This window comes from Paenibacillus sp. Aloe-11, from assembly GCF_000245715.1.
Lineage (GTDB): Bacteria > Bacillota > Bacilli > Paenibacillales > Paenibacillaceae > Paenibacillus > Paenibacillus kribbensis.
Window position 1 is genome coordinate 495,566 of record NZ_JH601050.1, and the last position, 14,684, is coordinate 510,249.

General features: G+C 47.5%; 12 protein-coding genes. 11 read left to right on the top strand and 1 reads right to left on the bottom strand.

The window, feature by feature from the left end:
- From WG8_RS28200 to WG8_RS08385, 4 genes are all read left to right on the top strand, one after another.
- The coding region (locus tag WG8_RS28200; RefSeq protein WP_007429694.1) for a citrate/2-methylcitrate synthase at positions 1–701 on the top strand (701 nt) is incomplete at its 5' end.
- 151 nt (positions 702–852) lie between these two features.
- Positions 853–2,148: an NADP-dependent isocitrate dehydrogenase gene (gene icd, locus WG8_RS08375; RefSeq protein WP_007429695.1), complete on the top strand. Its 1,296-nt coding sequence runs from the start codon at positions 853–855 to the stop codon at positions 2,146–2,148.
- A 15-nt stretch (positions 2,149–2,163) separates the two neighbouring features.
- Positions 2,164–3,105 (top strand): malate dehydrogenase, encoded by a 942-nt coding sequence (gene mdh / locus WG8_RS08380; protein ID WP_007429696.1) that lies wholly within the window; start codon positions 2,164–2,166, stop codon positions 3,103–3,105.
- A 349-nt stretch (positions 3,106–3,454) separates the two neighbouring features.
- Positions 3,455–3,871, top strand: coding sequence for a hypothetical protein (locus WG8_RS08385; RefSeq protein ID WP_007429697.1), 417 nt, complete (start codon positions 3,455–3,457; stop codon positions 3,869–3,871).
- Positions 3,872–3,990: 119 nt separating this feature from the next.
- On the opposite strand, the gene WG8_RS08390 is transcribed toward WG8_RS08385, so the two are convergent.
- Positions 3,991–5,079, bottom strand: a complete 1,089-nt coding sequence (locus tag WG8_RS08390) for a low temperature requirement protein A (protein ID WP_007429698.1) — start codon at positions 5,077–5,079, stop codon at positions 3,991–3,993.
- A 238-nt stretch (positions 5,080–5,317) separates the two neighbouring features.
- Here WG8_RS08390 and WG8_RS08395 point away from each other — a divergent pair, with 238 nt between their 5' ends.
- From WG8_RS08395 to polA, 7 genes are all read left to right on the top strand, one after another.
- Positions 5,318–6,187, top strand: coding sequence for an SDR family oxidoreductase (locus tag WG8_RS08395; RefSeq protein ID WP_007429699.1), 870 nt, complete (start codon positions 5,318–5,320; stop codon positions 6,185–6,187).
- A gap of 111 nt (positions 6,188–6,298) precedes the next feature.
- Positions 6,299–8,101: a two-component system histidine kinase PnpS gene (gene pnpS / locus WG8_RS08400; RefSeq protein ID WP_007429700.1), complete on the top strand. Its 1,803-nt coding sequence runs from the start codon at positions 6,299–6,301 to the stop codon at positions 8,099–8,101.
- 129 nt (positions 8,102–8,230) lie between these two features.
- Positions 8,231–8,962: a response regulator transcription factor gene (locus tag WG8_RS08405; RefSeq protein ID WP_007429701.1), complete on the top strand. Its 732-nt coding sequence runs from the start codon at positions 8,231–8,233 to the stop codon at positions 8,960–8,962.
- Between the two features lie 132 nt (positions 8,963–9,094).
- On the top strand, positions 9,095–10,219 hold the full coding sequence (locus tag WG8_RS08410; protein WP_007429702.1) for a methyl-accepting chemotaxis protein: 1,125 nt from the start codon (positions 9,095–9,097) through the stop codon (positions 10,217–10,219).
- A 127-nt stretch (positions 10,220–10,346) separates the two neighbouring features.
- The gene (gene pstB / locus WG8_RS08415; protein WP_007429703.1) at positions 10,347–11,105 is read left to right on the top strand and encodes a phosphate ABC transporter ATP-binding protein PstB; all 759 of its coding nucleotides are present in this window, start codon (positions 10,347–10,349) and stop codon (positions 11,103–11,105) included.
- A 39-nt stretch (positions 11,106–11,144) separates the two neighbouring features.
- On the top strand, positions 11,145–11,804 hold the full coding sequence (phoU, locus tag WG8_RS08420; protein WP_007429704.1) for a phosphate signaling complex protein PhoU: 660 nt from the start codon (positions 11,145–11,147) through the stop codon (positions 11,802–11,804).
- Positions 11,805–11,980: 176 nt separating this feature from the next.
- On the top strand, positions 11,981–14,635 hold the full coding sequence (gene polA, locus WG8_RS08425; RefSeq protein WP_007429705.1) for a DNA polymerase I: 2,655 nt from the start codon (positions 11,981–11,983) through the stop codon (positions 14,633–14,635).
- The last annotated feature ends 49 nt before the right edge of the window (positions 14,636–14,684 follow it).

A 14,684-nucleotide genomic window follows, 5' to 3' on the forward strand; every position in this document is an offset into this window, starting at 1 on the left:
AGGGCTTGGAGCCGATTGCGCCTAAACAAGGTGTTTCCATCGCCGAAAACTTTTTGTATCAACTCACTGGCAAGGATCCGGAAGAGACGGCTATCAGAGCCTTCGATCAGGCCCTTGTGCTGCATGCCGATCATGAATTAAATGCTTCGACCTTTGCTGCGCGCGTAACGGTAGCTACATTGTCGGATATTTATTCAGGAATTACATCTGCCATTGGCGCTTTAAAAGGGCCGCTGCATGGCGGAGCCAATGAGGCTGTTGCCAAAACGCTGGAGGAAATTGGCGGTTTGGATCAGGTGGACTCGTATATCCAGGCCAAACTGGATAACCGCGAAAAAATCATGGGCTTTGGGCACCGTGTCTATAAAAACGGTGATCCGCGTGCCAAGCACCTGCACAAAATGTCCCGTGAACTGGGTCAAATGAACGGTGACACCACGCTGTTCGATATGTCGGTCCGCATTGAGGAAATTGTGACAGGGCAAAAAGGCTTGAAACCGAATGTGGATTTTTATTCTGCTTCCGTTTATACCCAGCTGGGTATCAAGAGAGACTTGTTTACGCCGATCTTTGCGGTGAGCCGTGTATCCGGGTGGACCGCGCACATTTTGGAGCAGTACGAAAATAACCGTCTGATCCGTCCACGTGCCGAGTACACAGGACCATTGGATCAAAAATATGTATCGCCAGAGCTGCGCTAATCGCATGTCGGAGGAATATTGAGGGTATGTACCCTTAATTTAAAAAATAAGGTACAATAAAGGGGACGGCGAGAGATGGACGTTTTTGTCTGTGATGACGATCACGTCTTTCGCCCTGTACCCATTCATATCTGAGGAGGAAAAGGAACTTATGGTGAAATTTGAAAAGTTTGAGCTCCCAACTGAAGGCGAAAAGATTACGATTGATAACGGTCAGCTGCAGGTTCCAAACCATCCGATTATTCCGTTTATCGAAGGTGATGGCACAGGACGCGACATTTGGAAAGCATCCAAGCGCGTACTGGATGCAGCTGTAGATAAAGCATATAACGGCATCAAAAAGATTGCCTGGTATGAAGTATTTGCTGGTGAGAAAGCTTTCAATTCATACGGCGAGTGGCTGCCTAACGATACATTGGAAGCCATCCGTGAGTATATTGTAGCTATTAAAGGCCCGCTGACGACACCTATTGGCGGTGGCATTCGTTCTTTGAACGTGGCATTGCGTCAAGAACTGGATCTGTACGTATGTCTGCGTCCTGTTCGTTACTTCAACGGCGTACCTTCTCCGGTAAAACGGCCTGAGTTGGTAGACATGGTTATTTTCCGTGAGAACACAGAAGATATCTACGCAGGTATCGAGTATGCCGAAGGCTCTGAAGATGTGAAAAAGGTCATTCAGTTCCTCCAGCAAGAGCTGGGTGTGAATAAAATCCGTTTCCCTGAAACCTCGGGTATCGGGATTAAACCGGTTTCCTCCGAAGGCTCCAAGCGTCTGGTGCGTGCAGCTATTCAATATGCTGTGGATCACGGACGCAAGAGCGTAACGCTTGTACACAAAGGCAACATTATGAAATTTACCGAAGGTGCTTTCAAAAACTGGGGCTATGAAGTAGCTGAGCAAGAGTTTGCAGATAAAGTATTTACTTGGGCTCAATATGATCAAATTAAGGAAAAAGACGGTGAAGATGCAGCCAATGCAGCTCAAAAAGCCGCTGAAGATGCAGGCAAAATCATCATCAAGGATGCGATTGCTGACATTGCACTGCAACAAGTGCTGACACGTCCGTCCGAATTTGATGTAATCGCTACGCTGAATCTGAACGGGGACTATTTGTCCGATGCCTTGGCTGCCCAAGTCGGTGGAATCGGTATTGCTCCAGGCGCTAACATTAACTATGTAACTGGGCATGCCATCTTTGAAGCTACACATGGCACGGCGCCAAAATATGCAGACAAGGATGTTGTGAACCCTGGTTCTGTGATTTTGTCCGGCGTCATGCTGCTTGAGCACTTGGGCTGGAAGGAAGCAGCTGACCTGATCTATAAAGGGCTGGAAAAGTCCATCAATGATAAGATCGTAACTTATGACTTTGCCCGTCTGATGGATGGTGCTACACAAGTAAAATGTTCCGAATTTGCAGATACTATTATTAGTAACCTGTAGGAAGGGGAATGCCACGTGACCATTCAACGAAAAAAAATATCTATTGTTGGCGCTGGTTTTACCGGTGCCACTACCGCATTGATGTTGGCTCAAAAGGAACTGGGCGATATCGTGCTGATCGATATTCCGCAACTTGAGAATCCGACCAAGGGCAAGGCGCTTGATATTTTAGAGGCCGGTCCGGTACAGGGTTTTGACAGCCTGGTCACAGGTACTTCCAATTATGAGGATGCAGCCAATTCAGACATTGTTATCATTACAGCCGGAATTGCACGCAAGCCGGGCATGAGTCGTGACGATTTGGTCAATACCAACGCAGGAATCGTAAAATCTGTGTGCGAAAACGTAAAGAAGTATGCACCGGAATCTATCGTTATCATTCTGAGTAATCCGGTTGATGCGATGACTTATACGGCATACCAGACGCTTGGTTTCCCGAAAAATCGGGTTATCGGCCAATCGGGTGTGCTGGATACAGCGCGGTATTGTACCTTTATCGCACAGGAGTTGAACGTATCCGTTGAAGACGTGCGCGGCTTTGTTATGGGCGGTCACGGTGATGATATGGTGCCACTGGTACGCTATTCCAGTGTCGGTGGTATCCCTATTGAAGCTTTGATTCCGCCGGAACGTATTGAAGCAATCGTACAACGGACACGTGTCGGCGGTGGTGAGATTGTGAACCTGCTGGGTAACGGTAGTGCATACTATGCCCCGGCAGCCTCGCTTACACAGATGACAGAAGCGATTGTAAAAGACAAAAAACGCATTATCCCGGTCATCGCCTATCTGGAGGGAGAGTACGGTTATCAGGACTTGTTCCTCGGTGTACCGACCCTTCTGGGCGGCAATGGCATTGAGAAGGTGTTCGAGCTGGAATTGAACGCTGAAGAAAAAGCAGCACTTGATCAATCCGCCGAATCAGTACGCAATGTAGTTAAAGTAGTCAACGTCTAATACGGTTATCTGGTAAGATTGTATAGATTTGTGAAAAAGGTGCTCCAAGGTCATAGTCATGGCTGTGGGGCACTTTTTTTGATTTTAAAAGTTACCTGTCGTGCCACAGCGTAAGCGCTCGCCTTTGTCTCCGGATTATTACCATAAAGCTATATTCAAAAAATCCGGAGACAACAGCGATGGTAGCAACGTTTCGTTCGCGGAGCCTCCCAAGCCCCCAATCTAAAACTTTCCCCGCTTCTCTTTGTCCCTTTTGCCCTATATAATAGATTTGAGTTTCATATTTTCATACCGTTTAACACTTAAAGACTAAATGGATAAATGAACAAGAAAACGGAGGTAATGAGGAATGTTTTTTCTACACATGATTGGAACATTGGCACTGGGCTTTTATCTGGTGCTGCCCTTTTTAGTGGGTAAGATCGGAAGCTTGTCTTCTCCCGCAGCGCAGGAAGGTATGGTGGCGGCTGTTCAGCTCTTGAACCGTATCGCCCAATTTGCGCTCATCATACTGTTGGTTAGTGGTTTATTTTTAACCATTGGCGGCACATATTCTCTGGCATGGATCATCATCGTGCTTGTACTGTTTTTGGCCATTTCCGCCATTGGTGGCATTATGGGCAAGCCATTACGTTTAGCGCTGGAAGCACTCCGCAATAATCAGCCGATTAACGGCTATATTGGCAAAATGCGTACATTCAGTACACTGCTCGCAGTATTCCTGATCCTGATCACCTTTTTAATGGTGTACAGTCACATTATTTAAAGGTATAAGTAAACGGATTTTACGAAGTCCTGAATTACAGCCAAACGGCCCGCGCTTCTTAGCGCAGGCCGTTTTGTTATATCAAGCTGCATGGCTGAATTTCACTAATCCCGATCACATCATGCAGTTGCTTTGGCAAAAATAATAAAAAACAACATGAGTTCAGCTACGATGAGGTGAGGAGAGACCACAATAACGAGATTGAAGATGAACAAGATACATAACAGACCCAATAATAAAAGCATTTTCTTGAAGCTTGGCTTGAGATGATGAAATCGATACTGATGAAATACAAGCATGACGGATAAGAAGTAAATCAAAACAGAGGCAAAAGTAAAACAAACGATAAACAAGTATGCCAACTGCTCCAGAAATAAGAGCTGTATGGAAGCCGCAATCATGCTGAGTGAGAAATAAATGAACAAATGTCCGTAGATAATCGTTTGTCCGGCTGTTTGCTTTGTCTTATCGATACGTTTTTCTACATTTTCGAAGTATTGCCACCAAATCGCAATGACTAATATAAAGGCCAAAGCCGCGAAACCAATGGATGAAGGTGTGAATTTATCGGATTTTAACACAGACAGCATGCTGACGACCGATTCACCCAGTAAAATCAAGGTAAACAAGGCAAAGCGCTCTAATAAATGTGCTGTATGGATTGGCGTTTTTACCAGGTTTTTACGGCCTATTAATGGAACAAGGATGTCAATCGCAATACCTGCATATAAAATGACATATCGAAGCGGTGAATCAAAAAAGATAGAGCAGCATGAGATGATGATTCCAAGCCAGAAGTAGGTTGCAAAGAAGCGTGCGGTGTCCTGTCTATGATGCTTTTCTCTTCGAGCTGATACCAAATATTGAATCGCAGTTAAGCCCCTTAGCCCGATATATCCAATCAGAAATGGTGCGTAATTAGCGTCGAAATCTGCATCCAGACTGGCTGTCATGATCAGAACAAAAAATAGTTCCAGGATCATGAAGATCCGATGTGTTGTCGTGTCTTGACCATAACGGTTGTTATAAACACTCTGTCCCACCCAGGCCCACCAAATGGGAATGAAAATAAGAACGAACTTGGCCAAATGTTCTATCGCAATACTACCGTGCTCCACATGCAATAAAACATGAGTGGCTTTGGAAACAGCGGCCACAAAGAGCAAGTCATAAAAAAGCTCTAGCCAGGTCACTTTTTTTTCCAGCATTTTGTTCAATAAACCCCCTCATGCAATTTTCTCTGAATCTCTTGTTTGCTATCCGTATACACGGTGCCATCCATAGTCTAGCAGACCAAAAGTAGTTGGGATACCCCTTATTTTTTAACGATTCCATATTATAACCATCTTTTTTCGTTTAATCCGAAAGCTGATGGGTAAATCAGGAGTAGAGTGGAGGCAAATGTTGCATCCTATGGGATATCTGATTCTGAAAGGAGAATTTATAATGACAAAAAGCAACCAAACTCAGCAAACCCTGCCCCCACAGCATCAGGAACAGCAACCGGGAATCGAGTCGAAAATGTCGCCTGCACCTCAATTTGAAAAGCCGACTTACAAAGCGGCTGGCAAACTGACAGGCAAAGTTGCGATGATTACTGGCGGAGACAGCGGAATTGGGCGGGCTGTAGCTGTGACGTATGCCAAAGAGGGGGCTGACGTAGCCATCGTCTACCTGAATGAGCATAAGGATGCGGAAGAAACGAAGCGTCAGGTAGAACAGGAGGGACGCAAATGCGTGCTGATCCCTGGTGATATCGGAGATGACCAATTTGCCAAAAAGGCGGTTCAACAGACAGTTAACGAGTTGGGCAAGCTTGACATCGTCGTGAACAATGCGGCAGAGCAGCATCCGCAGCAAAAGCTGGAGGATATCACCAAAGAACAGTTGGAACGTACTTTCCGAACGAATATTTTCGGTATGTTCTTCTTGACGCAAGCGGCATTGCCGCATTTGAAGAAAGGGAGCGCCATCGTCAACACAACGTCGATTACTGCGTATGCCGGGAATAAAACGCTCATCGATTATTCATCCACCAAAGGAGCGATTACTACATTCACTCGCTCCCTTTCACTCAATCTGGTGGAACAGGGCATTCGGGTGAATGCTGTAGCACCCGGTCCGATCTGGACACCACTGATCCCGTCCACGTTCGATGCCAAAACCGTCAGCGAGTTTGGTGGAGCACAACCGATGAAGCGTCCGGGTCAGCCGGAAGAACTGGCACCAGCCTATGTGTACCTTGCTTCAGATGACTCTTCTTATGTAAGCGGGCAGGTTATTCATATCAACGGCGGTGAAATCATTAACGGATAAGCAAACGGTTGGGGCAGTTTATGCCCTGACCTTTTTCTTTTTTAGCAGTGGAACAAAAAGCAGGCAGCCTGTAGAATGGGACTTAACTTATATAAAGGATGGGCATATGTTATGAAATCGTTTCGTTTCAGGCTTACCCTGATCATGCTGATTTTGATTGGTGTATCTGTCCTTGCTGCGGGAATTACCATGGGACAAATTTTTAAAAATTCAAACATGAAAGTACTTGAGGAGAACATGGGCCGGGAAATCGACCTGCTTCGCGCTACATTTCCTTTTGTCAATGCAGACGCTCTTTCCAGCACAGATTATGTGTCTTATTATTCCGAAAAGGCGAAGGAAATTGCCCGTCTGACGGAATCGCGGGTGACCTTCATTCGCAAGGATGGGACGGTGGTTGGCGATTCGTTAAGCGATCCGCGCAAGATGGAAAACCACGCATCTCGCGAAGAAATTCAGCAAGCCTCGACAGAAGGAATTGGACGCACGATACGCTACAGCGAAACCTTGCAGCGAAACATGCTATACGTTGCAGAGCCTGTTGTATCGGATAAGGGCTTTGACGGATATATCCGTTTGTCGATGAACCTGCAAGCGGTAGAGGAGGGGGTACAACGCGGCTGGACGGCCATTGGAATTGGGCTCGTGCTGCTGTTCCTCGCAGCCGGGCTGGTTAGCTATCGTATCGCCCGCAGCCTGACCTCACCTATTGAACATATTACGGGTGTTGCCAATCGTATTTCCGGACTGGATTATGACGCCAGGGTGGGCGTACAGCGTAGGGATGAGGTGGGGCAACTGGGTGAAGCCATTAATCGCATGGCAGACAGTCTCCAAAACCAAATGAAAACAATCCGTGATAACGAGGATTTACTCCAGAGTGTCATGAGCAATATGACCGGCGGGATTCTGATGATTGATGCCAGTGAGCACATTGCGCTTGTAAACCGTGAATCTGAGCGGATGCTTGGTGTCTTGGGTAAACGGGTGACAGATAAACCGTATCATGAGCTAAAGAAGCATTACGAGCTGACCAAGCTAATCGAGGGCAGCATACAAAGCCGTGAACGGTTGCATGGTGAGGTCCATTTGTACAATCCTGAGGAACGACTGATTTTGCTGGATGGTGTACCTATGTACGAGGATGACGGCGGATACCGCGGGATGCTGTTTCTCTTGCAGGATATTACGGCGATTCGTCGCTTGGAAAATATGCGGAGCGAATTTGTGGCGAATGTTTCTCATGAGCTAAAAACACCGATTGCTGCGGTCAAGGGCTTTGCCGAAACGCTGCTTAGCGGCGGGGTTAAGGATGAGGAGACAGCCCGTTCATTTTTACAAATTATTTATGATGAAAGTGAACGGCTGAATCGGCTGATCGGCGACATTCTGGTCCTGTCCAAAATCGAGTCCAAGCGTTCTCCGCTGGATTGTTCTCCAGTGCACGTATCGTCGTTCGTTGAATCATTGCTGGAGAAACTGAACAATGTAGCTGCAAAAAAACGAATTACACTGCATATGGACGTTCCGGATGAACTGTTTATGGAGGCAGATGAAGATAAGCTCCAGCAGATTTTTCTGAATCTTTTGTCTAATGGTATCAATTATACACTGGACGGCGGCAAGGTGAAGGTCAAGGTTGTGACAGTCCAGCGCGAGAACGACACGGAAAAAGTAGTATTTACGGTCAGCGATACAGGCATCGGGATTCCGAAAAAGGATTTGCCACGTATCTTTGAGCGCTTTTACCGGGTAGATAAAGGACGCTCGCGCAACTCGGGCGGAACGGGTCTGGGATTGTCCATTGTCAAGCATCTGGTTGACCTGCATCATGGAACACTTTCGGTGGAAAGTGAGCTAGGCATGGGGACCACATTTACGATTGAATTGCCATTATTGCAACAGGAAGAATGAACTATAATCGTTTTTACATTCTGTTAACAATGTCGTGATAAAATAAACGAGTGTCGCATGAGTATGGAAAAGATTTTGGAATTTTGACCAATGCGCCTTTAACAGGTAAACAGGAGATGAAGTTATTTTATGGGACAACGCTTGCTGGTTATTGAGGATGAACCAACGCTTGCCAGACTGCTATCCTACAATTTGATACAGGAAGGTTTCGAAGTGGATACGGAGGATCATGGCAGTGCAGGGTTTGAAAAAGCCTCCAGAGAGTCCTATGATTTGATTCTGCTGGATTTGATGCTGCCCGGCATGAATGGAATGGATATCCTGAGCAGACTACGCCATCAGGGGCTGACGACGCCAATCATTATTTTAACTGCCAAAAACGGTGAAGCCGAGGTTGTTCAGGGTCTGAAGTCGGGTGCGGATGATTACATCACCAAGCCTTTCGGCGTTTCTGAGCTGCTGGCCCGTGTAACCGCTGTGCTGCGAAGAACATCCGGCGGGGATGAAGGTGTGCTGTCCGATCAGAAGGATGGCTCCAAAATTCAGCTAGGCGAGCTGGAGATTTACCCAGAAAAATATGAAGTCATTCTTGGAGGCCAGTCTATCAGCTTAAGGCCCAAGGAATTCGAGGTGCTTCTCTATTTGTCCCGTAAGCCAGGTGTGGTGCTCACTCGGGATGATCTGATGAACGCGGTGTGGGGCTTTGACTACATTGGCGGTCAACGGACGGTGGATGTACATGTCAGCTCATTACGCAAAAAGCTGGAGCTCGATCCCGACTCCGTTCATATTGATTCGATCCGCGGAGTAGGGTACAAACTGGTTGTAAATAAAAAAAGAAGCGCTTCTCATTTGCTATAAATGAGGAGCGTTTTCTTTGTGTCCAATTTGTGATTTTACACTCCGTTAACAAACATAGACGTTACAATCAATAAATGACCGATATGATGTTCCCGTCACTCCAAGTAGTTAAAAAAAGGGGACTTCAGAACGATGATAACGGAACCAAAGACCCAGCCGAGTTCCACTGCCGTGATTGAACGTGATACATACAAGCCAATTACTACTTACGTGCCATGCCGGGAGGTTCCGATTATTGGTACGGATATGTCTTGCAAGGAACTGCTAGCCCTGATGAAGACGCAGGAAGAAATTCCTTGTGTCATCGTCGTTGATAAAAATGAACTTCCTTTGGGTATTATTATGAGGGATGCCTATAATCGCCATTTTACAGGCAGGTTTGCTGCGGCCCTCTTTTATGACAAGCCTGCGGCGATATTTGCGGACCCCAACACACTCATTGTAGATCTGAAAAGCCCGGCATCGGACATTGTAGAACTGGCGATGCTGCGCGAGGATCAACGTTTTTACGATTGCTTGCTTCTTAAAGAAGGTACACGGCTACTCGGTGTGCTCACGATTCGCGATATCCTGTCTGTCGTTCAGCGCATGCAAAAAGAAGCAGATGAACACCGCGGTAATGTGGTCCAGCATAGCTATGACGGTGTCCACCGTATTCAGACGACGGTGCAGGATGCCGCCAAAGAAGCCGATGACAGTATGCGGCTCACTCGCACGATGAGTGAATTATCCCACCGTGGCAAAGTAGAGCTGGAGGATGTTCTGCTCTCCTATCGTGCAGTGACTGAGCAAATGCAGCGCCAGCATGAGCAGATGACGGCGCTAACTCAATCGCTGAATGACATTGCAGGCATGGCCTCGTCGATTCGCGCACTGGCAGATCACAGCGGACTGCTGGCGATCAATGCATCCATTGAGGCTGCACATGCCGGTGAACACGGACGTGGCTTCCAGATCGTGTCGCAGGAGGTGCGGAATATGTCACTGCAGACGAAAGTCTTTTCCGAACAGATCACCAGCTTGCTAGCGGACATTGAACGAATGCTGCGTGATACCGTGGAACTGACAGATACAAGCCTGCAGCAGATTCATACGGGCTCTCAATATATATCAGCCGGAACCCAAACCTTTGCCAAGCTATTGCAGGCAGTTACGGAAATTGAGGCTAAAAACAGCCAAATGTCCCGTTCCGCAGAGGAAGCGGCCTTGAACGCAGCCGGAATTGCGCAGGAGCTTGAGTTGATGCTGAATCCCTGATCATTTTACATACCGTTAACAAATCAATCACACTGATTTTACACACAGCTTATATAATCTTCATATTGTGCAAATCAGGTGCAATGCTTGAGGACCATAACTGCAACACGAAGGAGATCATAAATCAATGAATGATTCCGTAATCCGGATTGATAAGCTGAATTTGTATTATGAGAAATTTCATGCGCTTAAAAATATAAACCTCGATATTCCTGAAAAAACGGTAACAGCCTTCATCGGTCCATCCGGCTGTGGCAAATCAACTTTACTTCGTACGCTAAACCGGATGAATGATATGATACCGGGAACGCGTATTGAAGGCACCGTGAGTATCGCAGGTCAGGATATATATGGCGATACGATGGAGGTAGAAAATCTGCGCAAGCAGGTAGGGATGGTTTTTCAACAGCCTAACCCGTTTCCCAAATCCATTTATGATAACGTGGCCTACGGACCGCGTCTGCATGGAATCCGGCAAAAGGAAAAGCTGGACGAACTGGTCGAGCAAAGCTTGCGGCAGGCTGCACTTTGGGAAGAAGTCAAGGATTTTCTGAAGCGTTCAGCTCTGAGCTTGTCCGGTGGACAACAGCAGCGACTGTGTATTGCCAGAGCGCTTGCAGTACAGCCGGATATTTTGCTTATGGATGAGGCGACATCTGCGCTGGACCCGATCTCCACGATCAAGATTGAAGAGCTGGTTCAAGAACTGCGGGACAGATATACCATCGTCATGGTGACGCATAACATGCATCAGGCGGCGCGTGTGTCCGGTCGAACTGCGTTCTTTTTGAATGGTGTCGTGGTGGAGGCGGCGGATACAGAGGCGATGTTTTCCACGCCACAGGATTCCCGCACAGAAGATTATATTTCCGGGCGATTTGGCTAAAGCCAACCAGATGATTATGCCAGAAGGGGTGACTTCGAAATGATACGTAGAAAAGGTTTTGATGAGGGATTAGCTGAGCTGAGAGCCGTACTGCGCGAAATGGGTGCACATGTTTCGAAGGCGCTTGATCAGGCTATTGAATGCTTGCAGACCAAAAATACAGAATTGGCTCAGCAGGTGGTCAAAAATGATGCATCCCTGAACGCGCTGGAAGAGAGCATTCTCGATATGGGTTCCAAGCTCATCATTACCCAGCAGCCGGTAGCCAAGGACTTACGCCGGATTATTGTTGCTTTTAAAATTTCCAGTGATCTGGAACGGATGGGCGATTTGGCACTTGATATTGCCAAAGTTACGCTTCGATTGGAAGGGCAGCAGATGATGAAGCCGTTGGTGGATATTCCACATATGGCTTCCATTGTTAAAGAAATGATTGACGATGCTATACAATCGTATTTGGATGAAAATACGGATCTGGCCTATAAAATGGCCAAAGAGGATGACCGTGTGGATTCCATGTACAGCAACATGATTAGCGATTTGTATGCTTTTATGGTGGAAAAACCGGCAGAGGCTTCACAAGCCATGCTGCAGCTGCTCGTAGGGCGATATATTGAGCGGATTGGTGACCATGCTACGAATATCGGTGAAAGCACTGTATATCTCGTGACAGGGGAGCGACCAGATTTGAACCAGTAAAGCTATCGGGTATATAGCGGTTGTTTCTGACCCAGACTTGTCTTTGAGCAAAGGCGAATTTGGTTAGGAAACAGCCGTTTTTTTTCTGAAAAAGGGGGCTTGTATGTTAAGATAGAAGAGGAATGCGTAAAACGTATGAACGTTTCAAATGTATTGATGAACTTGCGAGGTGCAAAATGGATAAACTCATGCTTATAGATGGCAACAGTATTATATACCGGGCGTTTTTTGCAATGCCGCCGTTAACGAATTCGAGCGGACAGCAGACGAACGCGGTGTACGGATTTACAACGATGTTATTGCGGCTCCTGGAGGAGCACAAACCGACACATATCCTGGTTGCCTTTGATGCCGGGAAAATAACTTTTCGCCATAAAGGATACGAGGATTACAAGGGCGGACGGGAAAAAACACCGCCGGAGCTGTCCCAGCAATTTCCGCTGCTGAAAGAGCTGTTGACTGCCTTCGGCATTGCCCAGTTCGAACTGGATGGCTATGAAGCAGACGATATTATTGGCACACTGTCCAAAACAGCGGACGAAGCGGGTGTCCATGTGCTCGTCGTGACCGGGGATAAGGATATGCTCCAGTTGGCTTCGGAGCATGTTACAGTCGGCTTGACCCGCAAAGGGGTTACTGAGGTGGAGACGTACGGACCTGAACAGATTCAGGAACGCTACGGCTTGAAGCCGCTGCAAATTATCGACCTTAAGGGTCTGATGGGCGATACGTCAGACAATATTCCTGGAATTCCGGGTGTAGGGGAAAAAACAGCGCTCAAGCTGCTGCACCAATATGGATCGGTCGAAGAAGTGCTGGCGCATACGGACGAGCTGAAAGGCAAAATGAAAGAGCGCGTTGAAACGCATGCAGACGATGCGCGAATGAGCAAGGAATTAGCCACCATTTATCGAGATGTAACGCTGGACAAGCAGCTGGAAGATGTCGTCTTCAGCGGGCTAAAGACAGAAACGGCCGGACCTGCGCTGGCGAAGCTGGAGTTCAAGTCTTTGCTGGAACGCTTATCCCTTTCGGGTGAGGTTGGCAGTGCAGGGGTAGACGTAGAGGAAGCTGTGGCTGACGTGACCGTGCTGGATGAACAGCGGATGAGCGAATTGATAGAAGTACTGGATCATGTGGATCTGCTGCATGTTGAGACGCATGGTGACAATCCGCATAGTGCTGAAATCGTAGGGCTGATATTTGCCGCAGCGGGACGGCAGTTTTTTATGACACTGGACGTACTGCAAAATGATGCAGCAGCGCCTGTACGCGAATGGCTTGCTGACGCTGAATGCAAAAAACGCGGTCATGATCTGCATCGTACGGATTTGGCCCTGCATTGGCACGGAATTGAGTTTGCCGGAGCCGAATTTGATGTGCAGTTGGCCGGATACTTGCTGGACCCAACCGATGCGAACCAGACGCTCAGCGGATTGGCAGCCAAATACGGTCTGTCCTCCATCCGTCCAGATGAAGAAGTGTTCGGTAAAGGCGCTAAATATAAAGTTCCTGAAGTGGATGTACTGTCCGATCATGTAGCACGAAAGGCGGCGGTGATCGAAGCGCTGGTGCCCGTGCAGCAGGCGGAGCTGGAAAAAACGGAAATGCACAAGCTTTTCCATGAGCTGGAGATGCCGCTGTCCCGCATTTTGGCGGATATGGAAAAGCAGGGGGTTATGGTGAACGTAGAAGAACTGCGCGCTTTGGGTAAAGAATTTGAAGCCCAGATTGCAACGCTGGTGGGTGAGATTTACAGCATTGCTGGTGTAGAGTTCAATCTAAATTCGCCCAAGCAGCTGGGTGAGATTTTGTTTGATAAACTTGGCTTGCCTGTCATTAAAAAGACGAAAACCGGTTACTCGACCGATGCGGAGGTGCTGGAAAAGCTGGCCCCTTACCATGATATTGTGCAAAACATTTTGCAGTACCGCACCATTGCGAAGCTCCAATCGACGTATGTCGAAGGATTGCTGAAAGAAATTTCGGAGAAAACGGGTAAAGTGCATACGTATTTCCGGCAGACGGTTGCAGCAACCGGACGCTTGAGCAGTCAATTTCCAAATTTGCAAAACATTCCGATTCGTCTCGAAGAAGGACGCAAAATTCGCAAAGTATTTGTGCCGTCGGAGCCGGGCTGGTCTATTTTGGCAGCAGACTACTCTCAGATCGAGCTGCGGGTGCTGGCTGATATTTCGGATGATGAGCGTTTGAAGGAAGCCTTTGTCCACGATATGGACATCCATACCAAGACTGCATCCGATGTGTTCGGTGTTCCGGCGGAAGATGTGGACTCGAATATGCGGCGTTCTGCCAAGGCGGTTAACTTTGGGATTGTTTACGGGATCAGCGACTACGGCCTGTCGCAAAACCTGAATATTACGCGCAAGGAAGCGGCTCGCTTTATTGACCAGTATTTTGACGTGTTCCAAGGCGTTCGCCGTTATATGGATGATATTGTAAGGGATGCGAAGCGGGACGGTTACGTAAAAACGCTGCTGGAGCGCAGACGCTATTTGCCGGAAATCAACGCCAGCAATTTTAACCTGCGTTCATTCGCGGAGCGTACAGCGATGAATACGCCGATTCAGGGTACAGCCGCCGATATTATCAAGCTCGCGATGGTGCAGATGGATGCAGCGCTTCGAGAACGCGGTCTTCGCAGCCGTATGCTGCTTCAAGTGCATGATGAGCTTGTGTTCGAGGTCCCGCCTGAGGAAATAGAGACGATGAAAGAGCTTGTCCCGGCTACAATGGAGGCTGCATTGAAGCTGTCTGTGCCACTTAAAGCAGAAGTAAGCTACGGTTCCAATTGGTATGAAGCGAAGTAAGATTTTTCAATGAGTAGATAGTCCCATTTTGACGCTACTTCCGCTATAA

Bases quoted from the DNA above. Each gene is read 5' to 3' on its own strand.
- WG8_RS08385 (WP_007429697.1), top strand. From the start codon at position 3,455: ATGTTTTTTCTACACATGATTGGAACATTGGCACTGGGCTTTTATCTG.
- WG8_RS08390 (WP_007429698.1), bottom strand. From the start codon at position 5,079: ATGCTGGAAAAAAAAGTGACCTGGCTAGAGCTTTTTTATGACTTGCTC.
- WG8_RS08395 (WP_007429699.1), top strand. From the start codon at position 5,318: ATGACAAAAAGCAACCAAACTCAGCAAACCCTGCCCCCACAGCATCAG.
- phoU (WP_007429704.1), top strand. From the start codon at position 11,145: ATGATACGTAGAAAAGGTTTTGATGAGGGATTAGCTGAGCTGAGAGCC.
- WG8_RS08405 (WP_007429701.1), top strand. From the start codon at position 8,231: ATGGGACAACGCTTGCTGGTTATTGAGGATGAACCAACGCTTGCCAGA.
- icd (WP_007429695.1), top strand. From the start codon at position 853: ATGGTGAAATTTGAAAAGTTTGAGCTCCCAACTGAAGGCGAAAAGATT.
- pnpS (WP_007429700.1), top strand. From the start codon at position 6,299: ATGAAATCGTTTCGTTTCAGGCTTACCCTGATCATGCTGATTTTGATT.
- WG8_RS08410 (WP_007429702.1), top strand. From the start codon at position 9,095: ATGATAACGGAACCAAAGACCCAGCCGAGTTCCACTGCCGTGATTGAA.
- pstB (WP_007429703.1), top strand. From the start codon at position 10,347: ATGAATGATTCCGTAATCCGGATTGATAAGCTGAATTTGTATTATGAG.
- polA (WP_007429705.1), top strand. From the start codon at position 11,981: ATGGATAAACTCATGCTTATAGATGGCAACAGTATTATATACCGGGCG.